The 21,210-nt window shown below is 57.0% G+C and carries 16 protein-coding genes; 11 read left to right on the top strand and 5 right to left on the bottom strand.

The window, feature by feature from the left end; all coding sequences use genetic code 11:
* The first annotated feature begins 811 nt into the window (after positions 1–811).
* From M7Q83_RS12295 to M7Q83_RS12280, 4 genes are all read left to right on the top strand, one after another.
* A complete protein-coding gene (locus tag M7Q83_RS12295) occupies positions 812–2,209 on the top strand; it encodes a DUF2891 family protein (RefSeq protein WP_298339275.1) in 1,398 nt (465 codons plus the stop codon).
* Positions 2,210–2,554: 345 nt separating this feature from the next.
* Complete coding sequence (locus M7Q83_RS12290; protein WP_298339273.1) at positions 2,555–3,322, top strand: 5-oxoprolinase subunit PxpA; 768 nt, start codon at positions 2,555–2,557, stop codon at positions 3,320–3,322.
* 231 nt (positions 3,323–3,553) lie between these two features.
* Complete coding sequence (locus M7Q83_RS12285) at positions 3,554–4,168, top strand: allophanate hydrolase subunit 1 (RefSeq protein ID WP_298339271.1); 615 nt, start codon at positions 3,554–3,556, stop codon at positions 4,166–4,168.
* A gap of 13 nt (positions 4,169–4,181) precedes the next feature.
* Complete coding sequence (locus M7Q83_RS12280) at positions 4,182–5,072, top strand: biotin-dependent carboxyltransferase family protein (protein WP_298339269.1); 891 nt, start codon at positions 4,182–4,184, stop codon at positions 5,070–5,072.
* Positions 5,073–5,710: 638 nt separating this feature from the next.
* On the opposite strand, the gene M7Q83_RS14365 is transcribed toward M7Q83_RS12280, so the two are convergent.
* Complete coding sequence (locus M7Q83_RS14365; RefSeq protein WP_366526417.1) at positions 5,711–5,881, bottom strand: Txe/YoeB family addiction module toxin; 171 nt, start codon at positions 5,879–5,881, stop codon at positions 5,711–5,713.
* A 957-nt stretch (positions 5,882–6,838) separates the two neighbouring features.
* On the bottom strand, positions 6,839–7,072 hold the full coding sequence (locus M7Q83_RS12275) for a hypothetical protein (protein WP_298339267.1): 234 nt from the start codon (positions 7,070–7,072) through the stop codon (positions 6,839–6,841).
* A gap of 1,226 nt (positions 7,073–8,298) precedes the next feature.
* Here M7Q83_RS12275 and M7Q83_RS12270 point away from each other — a divergent pair.
* From M7Q83_RS12270 to M7Q83_RS12260, 3 genes are all read left to right on the top strand, one after another.
* Entirely contained in the window at positions 8,299–8,973 is a 675-nt protein-coding gene (locus tag M7Q83_RS12270) for a hypothetical protein (protein WP_298339265.1), read from the top strand.
* Between the two features lie 960 nt (positions 8,974–9,933).
* The gene (locus tag M7Q83_RS12265) at positions 9,934–10,362 is read left to right on the top strand and encodes a VOC family protein (RefSeq protein ID WP_298339263.1); all 429 of its coding nucleotides are present in this window, start codon (positions 9,934–9,936) and stop codon (positions 10,360–10,362) included.
* 656 nt (positions 10,363–11,018) lie between these two features.
* Positions 11,019–11,828 (top strand): class I SAM-dependent methyltransferase, encoded by an 810-nt coding sequence (locus tag M7Q83_RS12260; RefSeq protein ID WP_298339261.1) that lies wholly within the window; start codon positions 11,019–11,021, stop codon positions 11,826–11,828.
* 246 nt (positions 11,829–12,074) lie between these two features.
* Here the strand turns inward: M7Q83_RS12260 and M7Q83_RS12255 are convergent, their stop codons facing one another.
* Complete coding sequence (locus M7Q83_RS12255; RefSeq protein WP_298339259.1) at positions 12,075–12,950, bottom strand: hypothetical protein; 876 nt, start codon at positions 12,948–12,950, stop codon at positions 12,075–12,077.
* A gap of 515 nt (positions 12,951–13,465) precedes the next feature.
* Here M7Q83_RS12255 and M7Q83_RS12250 point away from each other — a divergent pair.
* The 3 genes from M7Q83_RS12250 (at position 13,466) to M7Q83_RS12240 (ending at position 18,143) form a co-directional block, all read left to right on the top strand.
* The gene (locus tag M7Q83_RS12250; RefSeq protein ID WP_298339257.1) at positions 13,466–14,563 is read left to right on the top strand and encodes a DUF58 domain-containing protein; all 1,098 of its coding nucleotides are present in this window, start codon (positions 13,466–13,468) and stop codon (positions 14,561–14,563) included.
* Positions 14,560–16,638 carry a transglutaminase domain-containing protein gene (locus tag M7Q83_RS12245; RefSeq protein ID WP_298339255.1) on the top strand — a complete coding sequence of 693 codons (2,079 nt, stop codon included), beginning with the start codon at positions 14,560–14,562 and terminating at the stop codon, positions 16,636–16,638. The genes M7Q83_RS12250 and M7Q83_RS12245 overlap by 4 nt, the downstream gene beginning before the upstream one ends.
* Positions 16,639–17,195: 557 nt before the next feature.
* Positions 17,196–18,143, top strand: a complete 948-nt coding sequence (locus tag M7Q83_RS12240; RefSeq protein WP_298339254.1) for a MoxR family ATPase — start codon at positions 17,196–17,198, stop codon at positions 18,141–18,143.
* Between the two features lie 483 nt (positions 18,144–18,626).
* Here M7Q83_RS12240 and M7Q83_RS12235 read toward each other — a convergent pair whose 3' ends face one another.
* Positions 18,627–19,124, bottom strand: coding sequence for a DUF805 domain-containing protein (locus tag M7Q83_RS12235; RefSeq protein ID WP_298339252.1), 498 nt, complete (start codon positions 19,122–19,124; stop codon positions 18,627–18,629).
* A 633-nt stretch (positions 19,125–19,757) separates the two neighbouring features.
* On the opposite strand from M7Q83_RS12235, the gene M7Q83_RS12230 reads away from it, so the two are divergent.
* Positions 19,758–20,447 carry an aspartate/glutamate racemase family protein gene (locus tag M7Q83_RS12230; RefSeq protein WP_366526416.1) on the top strand — a complete coding sequence of 230 codons (690 nt, stop codon included), beginning with the start codon at positions 19,758–19,760 and terminating at the stop codon, positions 20,445–20,447.
* A 341-nt stretch (positions 20,448–20,788) separates the two neighbouring features.
* On the opposite strand, the gene M7Q83_RS12225 is transcribed toward M7Q83_RS12230, so the two are convergent.
* A complete protein-coding gene (locus M7Q83_RS12225; protein WP_298339248.1) occupies positions 20,789–21,100 on the bottom strand; it encodes a hypothetical protein in 312 nt (103 codons plus the stop codon).
* Positions 21,101–21,210 lie beyond the last annotated feature (110 nt).

Genomic DNA, 21,210 nt, shown 5'->3' with positions numbered 1-21,210 from the left:
TAGGGGGTGGCAGATTTCAGCGATAACAGGTGGCAAGTTTCAGCGAGAATGGGTGGCAAAGTTAGCGAGAATACACACCCATCAACTACCCCCAGTAACCCCCTCTCATTTTCTCCTCATTTTGGGGGTGGGTTGTTCAGCAGCGTCCTAGCCCCCGTATGGTGTCTACGGTCCCGTCTCGGCCGACCCAGCGTCGCTCTGGCCAAAGGCCCTGAACCCCGAGCATGAAACGGCGCGCGACCTCTTCCTTTAGTACTATCGAAGTCATGCCAAAAGACCCCTGTTCCATCACCATCAGGCCCTTGCGCCAGAGCCTAGCTCTCGCGGCAGCTGTTATCCGTGCAAGGGCGGGCTTGACATGCATCTTCTTTACCACCGACTAGTGAGAAGCTTCGCCAAATCGTTGCGTTCGTGAATAGGGCAAGGCGAGCTAGTGCCTGAAGCTCAACTTGGTCCACCCAAGGACAGGACCCCGGCGCCAGCTGAATGAGGCTTGCCCTGTCGGTGAGCAACCTCTCGTCAGCGGTAATTCACTCCGTCGGCCAAGCACCGGAACCTTTACGCTTAAACCCACTTCCGAGTCGCAGTAGCATCGGGACCGTAGGCTAGCATGACAGGAGTCGTCTCACAAACGCAGTGGACCTGGTACGAGGAGGGGTTTTCCGCTCCCACCATCGAGAACACCGCCGTCTCTTTAGGGTCTCGATCACGAGGGTCACCTTCTACGGTATCGCGTGCATTGTTATCGATGATCGCAACGATGTGCTCATGCGTCTGGGTACACGACAGTCGGCACGCAACGAACTTGGGTTTGTCCGCTAACGACTCCGGTTCTCCCCCCTCATTCTCGGCGAACCCTCGAGGCTCAGGGAGGACGGTCCACAGACTGCGTCGGAGGGTGCTCAGCGATCAGGTCCATGACATCCACATCCGTGCGTTTGTCTCCCTCAGTGGAGTCACCGCAGAGATCCTGTTTGACGGCAGAGGCGCTTTGACGACGAGGGATGTCCAGGCCTCTCCAAGATGGAGTCCACCAAGAGGTCATCGTCAACTGCCACGCGACCGTAATGTTGGAGTGATCCACCTCATCCCCACGCTTCGTCAGCTCGAGGCTACCTGTCCCTTTGCAGATCACAGCAAGACGAGTAGAGTCATTGGCATGGCTCCAGTAGAAGGCGTAGCAACAACGGAACAACGAATAGATGCGGTGCTCGATGCAGTGGTACGAGAGTATCCGCACAAGTTGAGCCAGGAGTTAAACGCTGATTCAGATGTGGCGCCTCCACGGGCAATCAACCCAAGTTTTTTTGGAAGCTACGACTGGCACTCTGCCGTTCACTCGCACTGGACTTTACTACGATCGCTCGGCAACGGACTAACTGGAGCACAGACACAGAGGGTGGTCAAGGTTCTTGATGACCACCTCAATGCGGATCGAATCGTCAAGGAGACTACTTTCTTCGCTAGCCCTGGAGGCAGGGTATCTGAACGGCCGTACGGCTGGGCTTGGCTCGTCGCGTTGTACGCGGAGTGTGACCTGAACTGCGGAGACCGGGCAAACCTTCAACGACAAGATATGGCGACGCGGTGGTGTCAAGCCTTGGACCCCCTCTATGTGTTGTTGCGAGGACGTCTCATCGACTACTTTTCAGGGGTTCTCGCATATCCCATTCGAACTGGGCTCCATGCAAACACGGCGTTCGCCCTCGAGCTGTTGTTGCAATCTGCTAGGTCTATGCGAGATGAAGAGTTGACTGCCGTCATAACTCGCTATACAAACCAGTGGTTTCTAGACGACACGAATATCAACTGGAGGGCCGGCCCGTCGGGTGAGGACTTTCTTGATCCAAACCTCGTGGAAGCGGCTCTTATGGCTGACGTTCTCGATCAGCAACGCTTTGCAGCGTGGATGAAGGCGACGTCTGTGGACGCAGGCATCTTTGGCTGGCAGCCAGCTGAATTTCTGCGCAATCCCTCCGAGCCAGGCGCGGTCCACTTAGAGGGCTTGTTAATGTCTCGTGCCTGGTGTCTCGACGCTATCGCAAATGCCCTCGGACCCGACTCCAGGATTGGTGAGGCTGCGCTTCTTGGTCGCGACGCTCACCTTGATAAAATTGCGAGGATCGATGTTACCGATGGCTTTGCGAGAAGTCACTGGCTACCAACTTTCCTTACCTACCTGAATGAACAGCTGGAGGGTCGCCTTTAACATCTCCCTGGGCTTTGGACCGGCCAGTCCAGTCAATTGGTTCTACCTATAGGCCAACGATAGACAACTCTGAGCAAGTCGCTAGCACTTTGCCTGCGTGAGAGCTGCCGATCCTCAATTTCTAGAAAGCACCTGGGGAGCAGAACCCTGCGCGAACCACCAAGACCCGATTGGTCATGGTGCAACGAACAATACTACACGGGTATTCACAACACAACTCCATTCGAACCAGCTACTACGTTGTGATCGGTACACCGAGTCCGAGTAGCGCACTACTCTATTCTGGCGCGGGGCTTCATCTGCTAGCATGCGAGGCATCGCCTGATAGCAGAAGGTGGCTATGACATGAGTCCACGCATACAAATCGACCTCAACTGCGACATGGGAGAAGGCTTTGGCCCGTATCGCGTGGCCAAAGATGAAGAGCTCTTGGGCTATGTAACGAGCGCCAACATCGCATGCGGCTTCCATGCTGGTGACCCGAGGACAATGGACACCACCGTAGCTCTCGCCGCGTCTCGCGGCGTAGCGATCGGAGCACACGTCTCGTACCCAGACCTGGTGGGGTTCGGTCGGCGCCACCTCCAGCTCAGCCCGCTTGAGCTCATCACCGACGTGACTTACCAGATCGGTGCCTTGCAGGCATTCTGTCAACGTCATGGGACCCGTATGAGCTACATCAAAGCCCACGGTGCCCTCTACAACGACTTGGCGATTGATGCAACGCTATCAAAGGCAATGGCCTCCGCGGTCTTGGAATATGACCCATCGTTACCCGTGTTAACCCTCGCCGGGAGTCCATCTGTCGAGATCCTTGGTGAAGCTGGTGTCACGACGATCTCTGAGGGGTTTGCAGATCGCGCCTACAGCTCGGAGGGTCGGCTGGTATCGCGAACAGTACCAGGGTCTGTCGTAACGGATCCAGCGGTCGTCTCCGCAAGAGGGTTGGCCCTCGCGTCTCATCAACCAATTAACGACATAGACGGGGCCCCAATTATTGTCGACTGCCAATCCATCTGCATCCACAGTGACAGTCCCGGGGCCTTAACACTCGCCACAGCGATACGAGCAACCCTGGAGGATGCGAACGTACTCGTCACCTCATTCCGGTAACAACAGACCATCAACCCATCCTCCAATTAGGACACTCGACTCCGCTTCGGCATCTCCGTGGAAGGTCAACTGATCCACTCCGACTCCGCGGAGCGCAACCAAACAGGCAGAGGGGAGAGCTCAGGCTGGGTGTTCTCGCACACACCAGGTCAAGACATCGTCAAACTCGCGAAGTGGCACCGAGCAACAGTAGTCTGGGGCAATGACGTACATCTCGACTGCATCGCTCTAATGCTTCGCATCCTTCCATCTGGACCGAGGGCGTTCCTGGTCGAGGTCGAGAACGACTCACAGGTTCTGTCGCTGCTCAACGAAGTAGCCAATCGTGCCACCACAAGTTGGATCAAGCACGTTGTCGACATTGTACCCGGAGAACGCACGGTGCTATTCGATGGTGTCGCAGACCTCAACGCCGCCCAGGCAGACGTGCAATCCTGGCAACTTCAAGTTGGCCAAGCTGGACCAGGGATGACCGTAGAGGTGGAGTGTCGCTACGACGGCCCAGACCTCGACAGGGTCGCAGAGTTGTGGCAGATGTCGAGCGAGGACGTAGTGAACTATCACTCTCGACTTCTCCATCGAGTTGTGTTTTGTGGATTTGCTCCTGGATTTGCTTACATCCGGAGCTTAGACGAAAACCACATGGTACCTCGTCGAGCTTCCCCAAGGCCGAATGTGGCCGCCGGTAGCGTCGGGCTTGCTCGTTCCTACACTGGCATCTACCCCCGTCCTTCTCCCGGGGGCTGGCAGTTGATCGGTCGTAGCGACACCCGCATCTGGGACGAGAAGCGAGAACCCCCGGCGCTTCTCACCCCGGGTACGCGCGTCACATTCATCCCGATCTGAGACGGTGTAGCTAATGGCGGACAAACTACGTTTTGCCACCGTTGCGCGCCCTGGAGCGCTCACGACGTTTCAAGACTCTGGACGACCGGGGCTCGCCCATCTTGGGGTACCTCGCTCCGGTGCCTTAGACATCAAGAGTTACCTCCTCGCCAACCGCCTGGTTGGCAATCAAGCAGGAACCACAGTACTTGAGACCACCTTCGATGGCGTCTCACTTTCCTTTTCGTCGGCCGTCTTAGTCGCGGTAACCGGCGCGTTGGCTGACGTCATGGTGAATGGTCAACCAGTCGGATGGAGCATGCCAATATACGTACCAGAAGGGGCGCATCTCGATGTCGGCGCCGCAAAGGTCGGCTTACGTAGCTACGTGGCGGTAGCAGGTGGCTTTCAAGTAGCGCCGGTCCTCGGCAGCCGCTCACGGGACCTGCTTTCTGGGCTTGGTCCATCTCCGCTAGTGGCCAACGAGCTGATTGCGATCGGCCCAGGCTCATCAAGCGCGCCCGCCATAGATTTTGCACCCTATCTCCCTCTTGGCGATTCTCTACCGCTCACAGTTCATCCTGGACCCCGCCGTAACTGGCTAACCAAGAAGGCAGAGCACGACCTCTTTAGCCAGCGATACCAAGTCCTACCCGAAAGCAATCGGATAGCTCTTCGCTTCAAGGGCTCTCCAATCGAACGACACTACCACGAGGAACTTCCCAGTGAGGCAGTGGTATGGGGTGCGCTAGAACTGCTGCCAACGGGAGAAGTCATAGTCTTTCTAGCCGACCACCCTACCACCGGAGGTTATCCGGTGGTAGGCGTCATCGACGAAACCTCGGCTAGCCTATGCGCCCAGCTGCGTTCCGGAGACCAAGTACGCTTCGCACGGGCTCGTTCATGGAGAACCTTCGAAGGCTAAATCTCTTGCATATTCACCTCCCCTCTCCAGCAACGTGTACCCTGGCCTGGGTAACAGAAGCCAGTTATAAGCGAGTTGCCGTTACACGCTCCTAGTCTTCGCATCGCTGGACAGGGAAGAGTGGCTTACTTCTGCAAGTACCAGTCCTGAGCATTGAGTTCTCGGCATGGACTTCGAACGACATCTGGACTTGCACGCCAAATGAGACACCGAACCCCCGCCTACCTATGCAGCTGGTAGCGCATCCGCATACCCGAACACAAGTCTGCAAACGATCATGAAGTCCGAGTGATGGGACCTCCGGTTCTGCCACGCAGAACCAAACAACGATTGCAGAACTTGCATCCTCTCGTGTATCAAAGGGCAGCTCGGCAGACGAGCTCTTTCTTGAGCGATACCCACGATGATTCAGCAATGGCAAGACATGCCATTTAACCGGCTAATGCTCACTTTCCCAACAGAGTTGGGGCATTGGTCAAACCCTCGGTTGTACAGCAAATCGAGGTTCCATGCAGGTTCTTGCCCAATAGCGACCTTCCAAAACGATGCCCAGGTTGTCCTTTATCTCCATTGAGTTAGTCTTCTTCGCTGACCCTGGGTCGAAATTGGGTCGCCACTGAAACCTCCCGTGGCATCTGTTATGTCCGGCAGCGATAGCAAGTCTGGAGAATAATGATCGCTTTGTCCATGACCTGGTAGACGAGGCGGTGCTCCTCCGTGATGGGGCGAGACCAAGAATGGTTGATCCTGTATCTGAGGTGTTCAGGCTTTCCAATTCCAAAGGCTGGGTCCCGGACCATGTCGTCGATCAGACGGTTGATTCACGTGCGCAACGTGCGATCCGTGCGCGACCAGTGTATAACGTCTTCCCAACCCCAAGGGGTGAAGACGAGCCCCAATCTCGGCCAAACTGGTGCTTGATCACCTCGCCTCGGACTCCGGCGTCTGCCGCATCAAGGAGCTAACGAGCGTTGGCAGGCGAACGGCAACGATATGCCGTCTCTTGCCAGGCGTCGTATTCGTCAGGCGTCATCTATGCGGCGTTCCCATGCTTTGAGGAAATCTCACTACCAGTCCAATCATCATTAACACGCTCGATCAGCCGAAACAATCCCCAACGAGCGTCAACTGCCATGCATAGCCATCTGGAGTGATCCACGTCATCAACTCTGTCTTCGGCCTGTGGTACCCCTCGCACTCCCCTTCTTCCGTTGAACCCGTACGGCTAAAGACCTTGCCTTGCTCCATGACACGTGGGCTCATCGAGAACCATCAACGTTGTGGCACTCCAGTGCAGAGGACATCTGAGTATCTTGGAGGCCCGCCGCTTGCAATGCAATCCTTGCGCGAGAAGGAAGGCTACAAACAAGGTCGATGGCACCCTGACCGCGAAAGAACTGATATCGCTTGACATCCAGGGACTCTCGCGGTTGGGGCATGCGCCCACTGACTACTGCATGGTCAACCTCGGGCACCCTAATCCCCTTTCGGGTTTACCCAAATTTCGACAGCGCATTGACCGCCATGCAGTTGATTCGGGTATATCAAATGGTAAGTCGTGAACGTCACGACATGCTCTCTTACGTCAGCAGATGCCCCCTTATTCCTCCTTCATGTTATCACAGCTAAGTTGCAGGCTTCGACGGGTTAGGGGCGCACCCACTCGGGACATCTATCCTAAAGTCTGCTAGAAGCAACCCAACGTCGAGATAGAGGCGGGGGGATGTGGCTCGTTGAGAAGACTGACGTTTGGGAGCTTCGGGTCGCTATTGGGGGAGACTTAAAATAATCAAGTCAAGTACCACTCCGTTCGCCTTTACAGCACCAAGGGTGCCGGCGACGGGGGTGTTGGAGAGCCGGTGGATCTCGAAGTTGGGCACGCTTGTATCCCGAATGCGCTCCCATTCGAGGCTGGCCTTTGTGCTGCCAGCAGTCACTCTTGCTGGTTGCGGCCAAGTGGGCACAAGCTCTCGTAGCACGTCCAACTCTTCGACTTCCAAGACGACGGTTCCTTCTCAACCAACAACGCCCGTGTCACCGCTGACCACAGGAGAACGAGCGATCGTGGTTGCGATCGCAAAGCTGCCAAGAGGAGGAGACTACCCAAATCCAGTGGCAGCCAAGTCGAACGCGATAAATTCTGGTGCCGGATGTCCTTCGATGACTGGAGTGAAGCCTAGGACAGCCCTGACTGCAGCTAAAGCAACGGCGATAGAAAACACAATCGGGTCAGAATTAAGAGGCGGCCATGCAACCTTCGTCAGAGATTTCGACAGAGCCATGCTCGATGTACCGCACAACGGCTTTGCACAGCTTTTTGGTCCGAGTCTTGGCGCGAACCCGATGGAATCGAGTTTTACTACTGCTGACGTCTCCGTGGAGTCGCTCATCAACGACGATTCCCTCGCGAGTGCAGTCACTTCCGCATGCGGCAGGGCCGTGGTTGCAGCTTCGTGGCGAGTCGTATTTTGTAGCCCAAGTACTGCTGTGAAAGCTTGTGATCCGGGAATCACTACCACCGAGTTGATGATCAACAGGGGTGGACGATGGCTCATTTGGTATGTTGGAAGTGGTCTGCAATAGCAAGGTTTCACCCCTTGACGTACGAATTCGCTATCCACCGCTTCACAATCTTCCTCCAGGTGACCCAGCAGCCCGTCAGACTGTTCGAACCGGGAACGGGCCGGAGGGGCAGACGCTCTCCGGAGTCGGGTCATCAAGCAAGTCGATGAGTGGCAGGCATTCGCACGCAATCGATACGAAGCCGAAGCCGTCGGTCCAGAGGCCGTCGGACACTACTTCAGAGCGGCGCTCAAGTGCCAGTGCGCCTCGGCAAGGACGCAGGAGTGGGCGGTGCCTATGCCGACGTTCTGAGCCGCCGCACTACGGAGGTGGCACCTCCGGCAATCCGATCAGAGCCAAATGGTGGGAACCTGGCCGATAGGCAAGAGCTCGACGTCATCTCAGGGGTCACCTCTCGCAAGCTGAGCGGACGGCAAGCCTTCGTTGGGCTTCGAGACAGAGTGAAGGATCGGCATATGGGCCACACATCTGAACAGCGCAAACCAAGCGCACACCATCGGCGAAGCGCTCGACACACGCGCCGAGCCACCCAACTTTGGGGATCACAATGACATAGAGCGGTGGCGGTCACGTAGCATTGCATGCTCACCCTCAGCGCGGCTCGCTTCCAACACCTACGGGCGAGAGCTGGTACGATGAGTAGATGCGAACAATCGGCGCCGAATCGTGGCGATTTGCCCACGACATCGACCAAGGCCTCCACGTCCTACTCTATCTCCGCGACACGCTTCGCCTTGCGGTCGAAAACGGCCTGATCGTTCCGCCACCCTTAGACGGCGCGCTACCCGACCGATCAGCACTACTCGATACTCCTGCCAGGATGCAGGCTGAACGAGACTGGTCTGCCTGGTGGGAGCGTGTCGTCGCCGAACACGCCCGGGCCGAGCTCGGCCCACCGCCGGTGGGTCCAACCCACCAGCGGTGGGTTACCGAAGTCGCCCACTCGCACCACCTCTCCTTCGATCCCCCCGAATGGTCATCGCTCGCCAGCACACCCGCGCTTCGCAGCCCAGCAAGAACCCTGTGGAGGGAGGCTAGCCACTGGTTCACGCCGGCACGAAGACCATACTTGCCACCCAGTTGTCGCGACATTTTCGCCTGGGAACGAGTGCGTCACACGGCGGAGCGAGTAGCCGCAACGAGCTGCGTCGACATCAGTGCGCTTAACGGCTGCGCGCTGGTAGTCGTGGTCGAGGACATCTGGTGGGAGTTGATCGGGCCCGGTGCCGCAATCTGCTCAGTTGGAGCCGCACGCGATCCTGAGGCGACCGAGGCCATCCTCACTGCCGTGTTCATCTCACAACTTGAGGCCATCTGATCGCGCTCGGACCGACGAGCACGTCCCGTCTTCCTCGTCCCAAAAGGCGCCCTGATACGCTCGTCGCCGTAGGGACGACTCCCCTCCCCTGACATCGGGCACACGTACAACAATGCTGAAACTACTCGCACCGACGCGTATCCAACAAGCCCAGGGCCCTCAACTACACGAGCTCGTCCGAGAGCAGACTGGGGATCATCAACCCATGAATTCCTGCGCATGAGAAAGGCCCCATTGATATGACCCATCCCTGCTAAGAGAAGCGCCATATCACGAGATATCTTCATTCCGGACTCGGCTAACTTGTCACTTATTCCGCGATTGCCTTGTTCGACCCAACCATCCACCACAGGTCATTGCAGTGAGATCTTTGCTCGGGTCGAACGAATACTTAATGCACCAACGAGATGATAACTAAGATCAAGATGACCAGAATAGCAACGCCAATTAATGTGCGAAGCATGCTTCCTCCTCCCCGTTGAAACGTGAAAGGATTCCCAACCCGAGCCACACCATCCGTGTGGTCAGCCCTTGATCGAATCCTTTACCCTTGCGGTGGCTAGGTTCAGATTGGCTCGGGCGAAGATCGTCGAAGCACCTGCTGAAGGTGATAAGGGGTAGTCTAGTCGTCGCGGGCTCGCCGCCAACCTCATGGGCTCCCGAACTCCCCGGCACCTACGACATCGAGCTTTCAATTACCGGTGTTGGTCCGGATCCATCATGCAAGAACGCTTTGCTCCAGCCTCATTATCAACCATAAACCGTCGAACACGGGTCGCGATATCTTGGTGGCAGACGGGCATCGGAATGAATCTTCGTCAATCGTATTGCGAGCTGTTCAACGAGAGGTTCGGCGAAGGCGTTTTGGCGTTTGGGTTCGCAATTAGTACCGTGATCTGGGAACCTACCAATCTCCGCTCGTAACCTGGATCAAGGTGTTGACGACCTATACTCACGGGCATGGAGCCTCGGATCTCGTTGATCTGCTTAGGAGTGGCCGACCTTGAGCGATCGTATCACTTTTATAAAGACGGTCTCGGTTTGCCCACTACCCGCCAGCCTCAAGAAGGAATTATCTTCTTCCAGCTGGCAGGAACAATCTTGGAACTGTTTCCTTATGAGGAGCTCGCAGCCGACGTCGGCCCAGATTGGAATGTGGAACGCGCCAAATTTTCTGGCATCACGCTCGCCCACAACGTGCGCAGCCGTCATGAGGTTGACGTGCTGTTGACTCAGGCACAAGAAGCGGGCGCACACATCGTGAAGCCAGCCAATCACACTCCATGGGGGGGCTACTCTGGATACTTCACTGATCCCGACGGTTACCTCTGGGAGGTAGCCTGGGGTGCCTTTGACTTTAACGACGACGGATCACTACGTATCCCGTAGCCGCCCGCACCCTCGGACCGGCAGCTTCGACACGGGCCTCCGTCAGGCGTGATCGACCGTAAGTCCGGTATGACAGACGAGCGTTGCAGAATCGATACCAGCGCACTGGAGTAGAAGGCATGCTCGAAGAGCCTCCTAGTTCTTGCGGCGAAACGCAAGTATCCAGAGTGGCGAGAGACCGTAGTAGCTGTCAACGCGCTAGGCAAGAGACCTAGCAATCCGTGCCATCGGGGCCGTGATAGCAGCGCGACGACAACATCGGCAGTTGTCGGTACGCTACCACTTCGCTGCCAAAATGCGTCGGCGCTCGCCTCGCCCGCTCCGAGCAGGTCGAGGCGACATCGCGGCCGTGGACCGAGTCTTGGCGACAATCTTCATCCCCTCGAAAGGGGTGCCCAATATCCTCCCGATTGCTAGGCGAGGTTCGACTACGGCCTCCCCCTTGAGCGAAGACTCGTCCCAAGGCGCCCTCCGCTCACGGCCAAGACCCACGGATGAGTAGCGCGAGGCATCGTTCGATTCCGTAGGTTCGAAGCCACTACTTCTTCCCTGCCGTTCGTACAGAGCAGTGATCACATCCTCACCCACCCTACACATCACTCCTTTCGCTGCGAAGAGTAATCGACTCGATGTTGTCGAGGTGCTACGATGGCACCATGGATCGTGACGAACTCGTGGCAGCAAACCTTGCTTGGTGGGACGAGCGTGCCCCCGTTCATGCCAACTCTAGCTTCTATCGCGTGGAACAACTCATCAACGGCGAGTCTGCCCTCGACCCCTTTGAGCTAGAAGAGCTTCCGAGCGAAACAGGTACCAGCCTCCTTCACCTCCAGTGTCACATCGGCACCGATACCATCTCCTGGGCAAGGCGAGGCTTCCAAGTGACTGGTCTTGACTTCTCTGCTCCGGCGATTGCCGAAGCGAGGCGCATCGCCGCCGCCTGTGGCATTGACGGCAAATGGATCGTCTCCGATGTCTACGCAGCCCCCGAGGTCCTCAATCGTCGCTTCGATATCATCTACACCGGGAAAGGGGCGATCGACTGGCTCGACGACCTGGGCAGCTGGGCTAAGGTCGTCGATCAGCTTCTCAACCCTGGTGGGTACCTCTACCTAGTCGAGTTCCATCCAATCACCTGGATCTTGCCTGACGATGGGTGGGCCATCGCGAACGACTACTTCGCCGATCAGCCGTACGTCGAGGCTGACCCAGGGGGAAGTTATGCCGCCCCCGAACACGTGACTCATGCCAACCTCACGGCAGAATGGCACCATACCCTCGGGGAGATCATCTCGTGCATCGCGAGCGTTGGCCTCACCGTCGAGTGGCTTCATGAGTTTGACTACACGCATTTTGCGCAAACCACGCTCCTCGAACAATCGCCCGATGATCGCAGATACCGCATTTCCGCAGGAATTCCACGCATTCCCCTGCTGTACTCGATTCGGGCACGAAAACCTAGCTAAGAATCCGTAGATGACATATGGCCCATGGGAGAGTACCAACCTGCACAGAAGGCCAGACCTAGCAAAGAGCGACCATCGCCCATTCCAACGCGTCCAGCACCTTGAAGGCGTGACAAAAAGAGTGACCAAGAGGGAGGTTCAGTGCCACACATTGTCTCGGCCAGAGCAGCGGCCTTTTTCAGCTTTCACGGCTCGGACGCTGCTCGAGATGGGGCGGTCCTGGCGCGGGCGTATCGGCGAACCCCTTCACCACTCACGCCAATTTTCGACCGCATCACCAAGGGTCTCGCTCACCTCGGTGGTCAACAACCTCGCAATCGAAGGGATTGTGGATTCGTTGAGACTCCGTCCAACTCGGCCACGAAAGCATTCCCACAACCGAACCAACCCGCCTTCTCCATCAACCGCGAAGATCTTCGCGGCAAGTCGGAGGAATCGATATTGGTACCAAATATAGTTACGAGAACTCATCTGTTGGGAACTACCGGCGTAGTGGGCCTCAAAGTCCTCCAATGTATGAGAACCCTCGGCATGAATCTGCATAGTAAACAGTTCGTCTTCAACACCTACTGTGGGCAATACCTCAAGTGTCGCTAAACTCTTTGGGCGCCTCGCCGCGACGAACGTGTGGAGGGCCAAGTTGGCAAAGATCTCGCCCAACCAGAACGTTGGCAACTGGAGACCGCCTAGAACCTCGAAGGCATGGCCGAGCTCGTGAATAGTGACAAGGTCAAAAAACGGTTGGAGGTCAAGATCGCCAGCACCGTTGGCATAGGTGGCAAGCAGCTTCGCGTAGCCGCTTCCCGATACGCCACGGATATCATTGGCCATTTCAACCCAAAATGCACCCTGTTCACTCGGCATCACCAGAATCCCGGGTCGGATCTGCCCTTGGTCATCGTTGAAATAAGGCATCCCGTAGGGCTGCGTGCTCGACCAGTCCGCCTTGCTGGCAACGATCAACGCGATGTCAGGCGCAAACTCAAAGAAAAGTCGACGCAAGTATTCATAGGCATCAGCCGCGATATCAGCTGACATGCGGGCTCTCTGGAAGGCTCCTTGGCTGTAACGAACCTCAAAGGGATAACCGGACAGTTGATCAAACCCTGCTCCAAGAGTCACGTGGCCAATCCTACCGGTGCACACCGAGCGGAAGGATCAATCACTATCGGTCACGAGGTGATCTCCCTCGTCCCGAACCAGCAAACCCAAATGACGGTCTGCCCTTGCTTGCGCTGGCTATGTCCCCCGCCCCCTAGAGTCGCCTACCAGTTTGCTTGGGGTGCCTCTCATCGCCTACGGTGGATCGCGTATTGGCGTCCACCGCAACTACCTGGACGGACCTGGATACACAGATCATCGACTTCATCAAGTGACGTTGCAACACCAGCAGTGGCTGGGTGCTGCATTCACCGATCGAACAAGGGTCGCCATCATCACGCCCAGTCAGAGCTCGACCGAACAATGCACGCGAGTCGCTGGCGTTGCACCCCTCCCATGGAACACATCGAAGCCAGCTCGCTTACTCCAGATCGGCTGCCGACAGCACGGTCTTGGGTCGGAGGGGCGATACGAGTGTGAGAAAGTACAGATGTGTACCTACTGGTAACGGCGAGGTCTTGTTATCCTAGTGCATAATGGGCATACGGTTTCGAGGGGGTGTTGTCCTCTTCAGCACTTTTCTATCTCTCCTCTTCGCGCTTTTTGCTGGTGGCTCGCTGGCATGGCACCTCTTCGACTTTTTGCTCGTTCTGCTCGCCATCGCCCTCTTCAGTCAGCTAGGACCGCTCTCAAGCATCGTGGTCACCCGAGGGCTAGGGTCAGGGCCGTACTATGCCGGTGGTTGGCTGGAGGTAACCCTTGCAATAACGGCTACGAGATGGCCGTGGCTCCATCTCGTCATGGTCGATCACACGCAGTCTGTGCGAGGAACCGCGAAGCATCAGTTCGTCCTTACCACGATTGGTGATCGAGTGCAGACGATCAGGTATGAAGTGACAGACCTCCAGCGTGGATCGCTCGAGTTTGGGGACATCGATCTTATCACAAGCGACTTCTTTGGCTTCTTTCAACGCTCTGTCAGGATCAAACAGGACGCCATTAGTTTGCATATCTGGCCAAAGATCATTGGCCTCAGTAGGACTGAACTCAAGAACTATATATGGCAAGGGCAGCAGCTTGATACGCGTCGAACTCGCCAAGCGTCGACACAATTACAGGGCATCCGCGAGTATATCCCAGGGGATCGTCTGTCACACATCCATTGGAAAACGACAGCAAGAACAGGTGAGTTCAAGGTTAAGCATTTCGAACCAGAGAACGAGGCCGAGTTCATCGTCTTGTTGGACACCGCGCCACACTTTCCAGCCAACGACTGGGAGCTCGCCATCTCGATCGCCGCATCGCTCGTTTACCAGGCGAACCGCTCGCAGCTGATGCTACGCATCACCACGCTCGACCAGCCCTTTGATTACACCCCACTGCCCTCCGGTCAGGGTGCCTTGGTGCGCATGATGGATTTCTTAAGCGCACTGACCTACGGTAGCACCGACCCCTTGGACCCCGTTCACCATATGCGCTACCGAGGACACGTATTGGTGATCACCACCAATCGATATCGCGCTATTTGGCAAGGCAGCGCTGACTCTATCATTGTCGTCGGGGACGGAGGCATCACCAGTCTCGCGGATTGGCGAGCACATCTCGGCCCAACCAGAGAACGAGCATCGAGATGAACAGATCGCTTCTCCTCGGCCTTTGGGCAACTGCCCTGTTCTGGCCGTTGGTTCACTCTGGAGGATACCCTGACGCGTTCGTTCTTGCCATCACCCCGATCCTGCTTGCGTTGACCGAGTCATGGCCCCATTGGACGCTCCGATTGATCGGTTGGATCGGACTTCTTTATCTTCAGCTGTGTTCCATCTGGGACCGTTGGGCCTCGTTGTCTGCTCTGGGTGCGGCCGTTCACAGCGTTAGCCGCCAACTCCTCATCCTCCCGGTTCATCGATGGACCGAGATAAGCGCTCATGACGGGGCGCCTTTCGTGTTGTTCGGAGTACTGTTAGGCTGGCTCATTTTCCGACGTTGTCAGCACTACAATCAAGTTTTGGCACTGATGGTCTTCGGCACCGTCATGATCTGCGTCGACCACGTACTCTGGGGAATGGCCGCCGAGCTGCCTCTTGCAAGCTACCTGATCGTAGGGCTCATCATCCTCGTCAATGTTCACCAGGTGGAGATCGGCGCAACCAAGATCAACGTAGTACGCAGGCCTGTGGTCAACGCGCTCGCGGCCATCGTGGTGATTGCCCCGCTAGCCATAGGCTTCGAACTCCCATCGCATGCACCGCTTCACCTAGGAGTCCTCCTCACCGATTTTCGCGCCACTAGTGCGACCACCGGTTTAGCCACGACTGGGTATGGAGCGGGCATCACCCAGATCGATCATTCACTCCTACCAAGCCGAGCTCCTGTATTTGTCGCCCACACCAACACCCCGTATTACTGGCAAGCCGCCACCTATAACACCTTTAACGGATTGAGCTGGTCGAACAAGGGCCCCACGTCGGTCTTTGAACACCTCGCTGGCGGCAGCGATGTACCGATCATCACCCCCTATTTCGAAGGAAGCCACGACGTGCTCGTGCACGCAAGCATTGCGGACGCTTCGCCGCACGCCCTAACCAATCTGTTCTACATGGGGGCGCCACTGAAGTTTTCGGTTACCACTACCGTGCATTCGAGATCGGGCCGCATTGATGTCAAGGGTGTCCGGAGTTATCGCCTGAGCGCCTTTGAGCCGCTCTACACCACCAAGGAGCTTGCGAACCGCCCCTATAGTAACGCACCTCGAAACGTGCGAGATGACCTCGAGCTGCCGAACAACCTTTCTCCACAAGTCAGCCAATTAGCCAGGCGTCTCACCGCAGGATCCAGCGGTCCATTCGATGCCGCACAGACGATCAAGAGGTACCTGGACACCCATGACCGTTACTCCTATCAGGTCAGTTCGAGTCCCCACGATGTCGTCAACCAGTTCTTGTTCGTCGACCGTCGAGGCTACTGCGATCAATTCTCAACGTCATTCATCATGATGATGCGCTCCCTCGGGATCCCTGCACGTTGGGTCGTGGGGTATGCCCCGGGTACCTATAGCAAGAAGCAGAGGGGTTATGTAGTGCGTCAGGTCGACGCCCACTCCTGGGCCCAGATCTGGATCAGCGGAGCGGGTTGGGTGCCATTTGACCCGACTCCCGGCTTCAGTTTCCCCGAATACTCGACCGCTAGTGTTCTTCACAGACCACTACCCGCACCTACCCCCCCGACGCCAGGCATCGCCAAGCTCGGCCTTCCTACACCACCATCGCTGAATGCCGATGCCCATCTCCGTAAGATTCCCACCCGGCAAGGTCAAAGGCGCACTACCCAAACCACCGACGGGCACGTAGACGAAATCGGTATCGCAGCTCTCGCCCTTGTGGCATTGACCGCACTGATCTGGCGACGACAGCGGGGTCGAGGGCGTAAGAACGAAACGTTACAACTTTGGATCGACATACAACGGGTGTCACGCCGCAATTTTGGAGCTCGTTGGGGTTCGAGCAGCCCTCGAGAATGGGGACAAACTTGGGCGAATCACTTCCCCCACGACGGTGGTCTCGTTCAGCCATTAGTGCGATTGCTGGAGCTATCCTTCTACTCCCAGAAGCCGCTATCTTCCGACGAGGCAGCCGAGGCCAAAAGACTTTGGGGCACACTGCGGGGTCGCGCACGTCGCCTCCACCGATCGAAACCTATGGTTCGCCAGTAAGGATCGCGCATGGACGATCGCCACCTCGCCAAACGGTATCAATGCTCGTTGGCCGGTCACATCCACCGTGGGAACCATCTGAACTGTCATCGACACCAGGCTGGCTCACAGGAAAGCAAGATAAGTTGCCTACCCTCCCACTGGTGCGGTGGCGAGACGGCACCGCTTGCCAATACGGCGGCGTCGATCGCCCTTGTCTCCGGACTCACTGACGGGTCAACCCGGTCGAGCTTCGTCGTCATGGCGTCGGCCGTTGTGCAAGGGGAAAACCGTACATCGAACACCCGACTGTGGCTGCCTAGAGGAGCTACGGGGCATCACGCGCGACCTCACAGCACCTCCCACGAGGAACGCCTTTGGACAGAACTAATCATGCAGCCGCCACGCCTCGACGTGAATCACTCACCTGCGCTAGAGGTCTATTCCCGAGCCCGAGGCGGCTTCAACAAGGGTGATTGTCGATATGGCCTCGCAAGTAGGTAGGATCGGTAACCAGTGCCAGCATTTTTTGGATTACGGGGGTCGCCTTGGGGAACCGATCGATAGTCCCAACTACCATGGATGAGCTTGATCCGCAGTTAGGTCGTATCGTCAACAATTTGGAGACGACCATCATCGGCAAGCGCTCTCTCATGGAGTTCATGGTGACCGCCGTGCTCGCCCAGGGACATGTATTGATCGATGACGTACCCGGGGTTGGCAAAACCACCGTCGCTACGACCCTGGCGCGCAGTCTCGGCTTAACGCATCGTCGGATTCAGTGTACGCCAGACCTGCTGCCCACTGACATCACCGGGGTCACCATCTTTCATCCCGGAACCCGTCAGTTCGAGTTCCATCCGGGACCAGTCTTTGCGAACCTCGTGATCGCTGATGAGATCAACCGCACCTCACCACGAACACAAAGCGCGCTCTTGGAGGTGATGGAGGAGGGTCAAGTAACGGTCGACGGAGTGACCCATCCCCTGCAGCCACCCTTTGTGGTGGTCGCCACCCAGAATCCGATCGAGTACGACGGGACATTTCCGCTACCCGAGAGCCAGCTCGATCGTTTTCTTTTTCGACTCAACGTTGGTTATCCCAGCATCGAAGAGGAATCGGACATACTCTCCCAGTCGGACGAGACACGCTCACCAGAATGGGTCCAAGCCGTCATCACTCTACCAGAGTTACTCGACCGGATGCAGGCGGTGAAACGTGTGCATGTGTCTGACGCCATACGCAACTACATCGCGAGAATCGCCGAAACAACTCGATCCTCACCGCGAATCGAGTTGGGAATGAGCCCTCGAGCCTCCTTGGCACTCTATCGAGCGGCCCAAGCCTGGGCACTCCTACATAGTCGAGAGTATGTGGTACCCGACGACGTGCTCACGCTCGCCCCTTTCGTCGTGGAGCATCGCCTGATACTTTCACGCAACTCTGGCACGCCGACCGTTCATCTGGTAGATGACGTCTTCAAAGGGTTGCTCCAGACGGTCCCGATACCCCCACTCGCACGATGAGAGCGTGAGCACCGAGTAATCGTCCGACACTCGGCGTGTACACTTTCGTGATACCCGCCGCGGCGAAGTCAATTCCCGTCCGCCAGTGCCCCTAGCAATTGATGCGACACTCCCTTCAAGCCAGTCTGGAAGAGCACTAATTCGCACCACGGGTGCGCCGCCCGCGGGAGCGAACGGACTGGCGACATCGAATCACCGTGTCATCACCATTGGAACGGACAGGACCGATCGTCACCCCATTGCTTAGGGTAGATGTTGTCGCCACAACCCGTCCTAGGGGAGCTGCGTCAATGAGACTATTGTGTGGTGTCCTGGCATCTCGCGATGTTCAACACCGGCTTTGGTGTGTCCGGTGCGCCTCGAACCGTGGACCAGGCGCGGTGATGCGGCTACTGGGGAACGCGACTCTCTATCTCTACCTTGTGCGGCCTCGGCGACCAGAATAACGCAGTACGAAACGGCCCGTCATCGCGATCCAGCTCGTCAATGCATCTGTGGCCCGTAACGGTTATCAAGGACACCACGCTGACAGTCGAAGACGACGACGACAATCTCAATCGCAAATACCGCAATCCCGAAGAGCCCCACGCCCAAGAACACGGAGGGGACAAAGCGCATCATGTGAGTTCCCGACGTTTTATAGGCAATTAGAGCCACCCCAGTCACCAACACCAAAAACAGGGTGCTCATCGCGGTTCCTATCACAATCCACCAGCCGCTGTGACCGGCATCATGGAGCCGTCTCGTCTGCAGCGCGACCACCGGGATAAGATTCAAGAGGCTAAAGACCATCGCAAGCCAACCGCCGAGCCCAACCAGATAGCTCACCCGGGAGAGAATGAAGGACGCAACGAGATTGATAGCGAAGACCTTCCAGAACTCTTGCCGCGACGATCTGCCTCGGAAATCGTTCCATCGTAGCAAATACAGCAAGTAGGCCTCTTTGAATGAGACATCTTTCGTGGTGGGAACTACTCTCATTGACCCTCCTTATGGGGCCACGATAGCCATAGTCTTCCTCATCGATGTCAACCGATCGGCCGACATCGCTTCTTGAACGCGAGGATTCTCGCGTGACGCTACCAATGCTGTGTTCCGCCAGCGCGAAGAGATAGTACTGTCAAGTGCTTCGGGTCGGATGGGACGGCTGACCAGCGCACACCCCGTCCTCGGGTGGTTAAGATGAGCGCTTTGCGAACTATCGCTCCTGGGTACAGGCGCCCTAGCCAACGCAGAGATGCAGATACGCCAACACTGGCCCAACGACACCAACGCAAAACCGGGGGCAAACCCCATGTTGCGGGACAAATGGGTGCGCCCCCGAGTATGGTTCAACGTCTCTTCTGCGGTAAGGATCGGCACGGCATCAGTTTGCAGACCCATCGGCGAGGTACATCCCCAACGGCTTATTGACCTATGCATGGCGTGGGTCGTTCTCCGTTGGGCGCGAGCTTCCGCCGACGTCCGCTCCTTTGCCGCCAGACGTCAAATCGAAACCCCACTACCAAGAATCGATAGTCTCACTACCGTTTTGGGCAAGAGACGCGAGGCGTTCCCGCGTCAAGCGAATCCTCATAGACTGCGTTGGTGGCTACTTCACAGCGCAGGATCGGGATGTTAGGGGGGATGAGCTGGGAGTCAACAGCGCAGTACTACCGGTTGGCCAACGAACTGGTGCGCGCCCGACTTGGGGGTCTTCATTCCGCCAACCTTCTCCTGGCCTCGCTTGACTTTGCCGATATTGAATCGCTCCAGATGCATGGGGAATGGGAGGAGGCTGGACGTCTGCTCGCGCAGTCAGCTAGAGAGCTTGAGGCGGGTGGTGCCGAGGTTTTCGTGCTTTGCACCAACACGATGCACAACGTTGCGGATCAGATTCAAGCAGCGCTCACAATCCCACTGCTGCACATAGCCGATGTCACCGCCCGAGCGGTCATGGCAGCCGGGCTCACCACAGTCGCCCTGCTCGGTACCAACTTCACCATGGAACAAGATTTTTATCGAGAACGTCTCGCCCAACATGGCCTTACCGTCATCACTCCCCCGCCAGACGACCGGGCCGAGGTGCATCGCATCATCTACGATGAACTCTGCCGCGGCGATATCGAGGATCTCTCCCGCCAGATCTATCGCAACATCATCACCCGTCTCTCTCATGTAGGAGCCCAAGGCGTCATCCTGGGCTGCACCGAGATCGAGTTGCTCATCTCCCAAGCCGATAGCCCGATTCGAGTTTTTCCGACCACTCGCCTTCACGTTGAGGCTGCAGTGAACTTCTCTCTTGGCCTCGAACTATGTCCCTAGTTGACTCCTCCCGACCAACAATCGGGGCGATGTCTACCGTCCAACACAACATCGATCGCACACACATGGCACAACCGCGGCGCAGTACCGCCATCGCATTTACCCAATCGCCGCCCTCGCCACCATCAAGCGTTGGCGGATTCCGGAGCGGGGAGTCCAACACGGCTGCTATCCATCCCCAGCCACCTGCTGGAATCCAAGTTCGCTCTTGTCTTATCAAAGGTTTCGATGATCGCCGAAGTTAGCCTCGCGATGGGGACCGTACCAAGAACACCATTGTGCTTGGTCAGATCCCCATCGTCGTGAGCCCCCTAGAACGCCGCTAGCGCTCTGGAGAGCCGTTAGCTCCTTGGAGAAAGGTGTAAGACGACCACCTCATTCGTAGGGTTGTCTGGCTGACCAGACTCATACGGGTTGCTCGGAGTGGGCCATCCCACAAAGTTGGTGTTGTTGTACTCATCAAATGCTGCGCCATACACCGTTGGGATCACCGGCAAGTTCGTCGCTACGTAGGCGGCGATCGGAACGAGCGCGGAACGCTGCTGGCTCAAGGTTGATGCCTGAGCCAGACCGGCCAGATCTGTATTGATCGTAGGATCGTTCAGTCTCTCATAGTCGCCGGTAGCAGCGGTGGTCGCGAGCGACGACGCCAACCAGCCATCGTATTGCTGGTATGGGGTGATACCGGGACTTCGGATTTGAGTGGGGAATCCTATGAGTTGTAGTTACGTACCAGGGGCGAACTTGAGAGAGGTACAGGGAC

It is taken from the genome of Ferrimicrobium sp. (assembly GCF_027364955.1).
Taxonomy (GTDB): Bacteria; Actinomycetota; Acidimicrobiia; order Acidimicrobiales; family Acidimicrobiaceae; genus Ferrimicrobium.
The sequence above is the reverse complement of the archived record's forward strand: the minus strand, read 5'-3'. Positions and strand labels throughout refer to the sequence as shown.

What these genes read in the sequence shown, in the direction of transcription:
- M7Q83_RS12290 (WP_298339273.1), top strand. Translation starts at nt 2,555, where the DNA reads ATGAGTCCACGCATACAAATCGACCTCAACTGCGACATGGGAGAAGGC.
- M7Q83_RS12285 (WP_298339271.1), top strand. Translation starts at nt 3,554, where the DNA reads ATGCTTCGCATCCTTCCATCTGGACCGAGGGCGTTCCTGGTCGAGGTC.
- M7Q83_RS12280 (WP_298339269.1), top strand. Translation starts at nt 4,182, where the DNA reads ATGGCGGACAAACTACGTTTTGCCACCGTTGCGCGCCCTGGAGCGCTC.
- M7Q83_RS12270 (WP_298339265.1), top strand. Translation starts at nt 8,299, where the DNA reads ATGCGAACAATCGGCGCCGAATCGTGGCGATTTGCCCACGACATCGAC.
- M7Q83_RS12265 (WP_298339263.1), top strand. Translation starts at nt 9,934, where the DNA reads ATGGAGCCTCGGATCTCGTTGATCTGCTTAGGAGTGGCCGACCTTGAG.
- M7Q83_RS12260 (WP_298339261.1), top strand. Translation starts at nt 11,019, where the DNA reads ATGGATCGTGACGAACTCGTGGCAGCAAACCTTGCTTGGTGGGACGAG.
- M7Q83_RS12250 (WP_298339257.1), top strand. Translation starts at nt 13,466, where the DNA reads ATGGGCATACGGTTTCGAGGGGGTGTTGTCCTCTTCAGCACTTTTCTA.
- M7Q83_RS12245 (WP_298339255.1), top strand. Translation starts at nt 14,560, where the DNA reads ATGAACAGATCGCTTCTCCTCGGCCTTTGGGCAACTGCCCTGTTCTGG.
- M7Q83_RS12240 (WP_298339254.1), top strand. Translation starts at nt 17,196, where the DNA reads ATGGATGAGCTTGATCCGCAGTTAGGTCGTATCGTCAACAATTTGGAG.
- M7Q83_RS12235 (WP_298339252.1), bottom strand. Translation starts at nt 19,124, where the DNA reads ATGAGAGTAGTTCCCACCACGAAAGATGTCTCATTCAAAGAGGCCTAC.
- M7Q83_RS12230 (WP_366526416.1), top strand. Translation starts at nt 19,758, where the DNA reads ATGTTAGGGGGGATGAGCTGGGAGTCAACAGCGCAGTACTACCGGTTG.